The organism is Deinococcus frigens DSM 12807 (assembly GCF_000701425.1).
GTDB classification, from domain to species: domain Bacteria; phylum Deinococcota; class Deinococci; order Deinococcales; family Deinococcaceae; genus Deinococcus; species Deinococcus frigens.
Genome location: NZ_JNIW01000142.1, coordinates 1 through 1461 on the forward strand (window position 1 = coordinate 1; position 1461 = coordinate 1461).

Consider the following 1461-nt stretch of genomic DNA (forward strand, 5'->3'; position numbering starts at 1 on the left):
AGTCAAAATCTGGCCTTTTCATCGATAGACGCCGGTGGCGCAGTGGCACAAAACACTGTTCTGGGAGACCGGCATCTGACTTCGCCACCAGTATCGATCTACTAAATACTTCACTTGCTAGAACCTCTTCGCCTTCTGAATCTGACTGGTTCCTGATGGCAGAGAGCCTCTCATGACACTACCGCTACCTGAGGACCCAGTTACGGAAATTTCAGGCCAGTCATAGATCAGTCATAGACAGCGTGGCACTGTAGGGCATGAAACACGTATTGATGACCCTGGCCCTGGTGGCAGGTGCCTCGACCGCCCTGGCTCAGACCTCCCCCAAGATCACCTCGCAGAGCATCATCGTGAACCCAGTGGTGTCGCCACTGAGGGTGAATGTGTGGACGGCCAAGGATACGACGGGCACGCAAACACCGACCTATGTGGCGGGCGACCGCATCGTGCTGAACGTCAAGACGACGCAGGACGCCTACGTTTACCTGTTCAACGTGAACCAACAGGGCAACATCAATCTGATCTTGCCCAACAGGTTTACGAGCGGCGCCAACTTCATCAAGGCCAACACCACCAAGAGTTTCCCAAGCAAGGAAGACAAATTCACCTTTGATATCGCTGGCCCGGCTGGATTGAACAAAGTTTTGGCTGTGGCGAGTACGGATGAACTGGATCTCGACGCCATCGCACAGTTCAAGGAAGATCAGGAGACGGGCTTCGCAACCGTGACGATCAAGGGTGGACAGAATGGCTTGGCGCAGGCCCTGTCAATCATCGTCAAGCCGCTGGCTTCCAAGGACTGGGTGACCGACGTGGCGCAGTACCAAATCTCAGCCAAGGTGGCCACGCCGCCCGTGCCGGTGGTCTCGACCACGACCACCACGACCTCTACCTGGAAGTCCTCGTTCAAGTCGACGCTGAGCCTGGTTCGCGTGTACGACTTCTACGCCAATCAGCTCAAAGGGCAAGGCTACGAGTCTGACGAGATGACCACCTCGCGCATGCAGGTCGTGGGCCAGCTCAGCCTGCCCGGCGGCACGACCGCCAATCTGACGGTCAAGCAGCGCCCGGGAACCACCATGTACGACGTGGTACTGGTTCGCAAACAGGCTCGGTAAACTCAGCCAGTCACGTGACGATTGAGCGGATCAAACCGGTGCGGACGCGATACGAGCGGAGGGCAAGCACGTGCCGGACGAGTTGCTGGCCCATGTGTCTCTGCTCGGTTGGGAACATATCGGTCTGACCGGCGATTATCTCTGGAGAGAAGATTTGGTGCCTGTAAGCGGTAGTCACCGGGAGCTGGGACGGTAAGGTTCGATAACAACAGCGGTTTTCGCTTAGCGGAGTAAAATTTCAGAATCGTGATACTGGTGGCGAAGTCAGATGCCGGTCTCCCAGAACAGTGTTTTGTGCCACTGCGCCACCGGCGTCTATCGATGAAAAGGCCAGATTTTGACT

The 1461-nt window shown here is 56.4% G+C and carries 1 protein-coding gene and 1 pseudogene; both read left to right on the plus strand.

The window, feature by feature from the left end; all coding sequences use genetic code 11:
• The first annotated feature begins 272 nt into the window (after positions 1-272).
• The gene (locus tag Q322_RS0120010; protein ID WP_245593334.1) at positions 273-1118 is read left to right on the plus strand and encodes a DUF4384 domain-containing protein; all 846 of its coding nucleotides are present in this window, start codon (positions 273-275) and stop codon (positions 1116-1118) included.
• A gap of 40 nt (positions 1119-1158) precedes the next feature.
• Positions 1159-1314: pseudogene (locus Q322_RS23750) on the plus strand (Tn3 family transposase); the annotation flags it as partial.
• Positions 1315-1461: the final 147 nt, after the last annotated feature.

Excerpts from the sequence above, each read along its gene's own strand:
- Q322_RS0120010 (WP_245593334.1), top strand. The coding sequence starts at position 273 with ATGACCCTGGCCCTGGTGGCAGGTGCCTCGACCGCCCTGGCTCAGACC.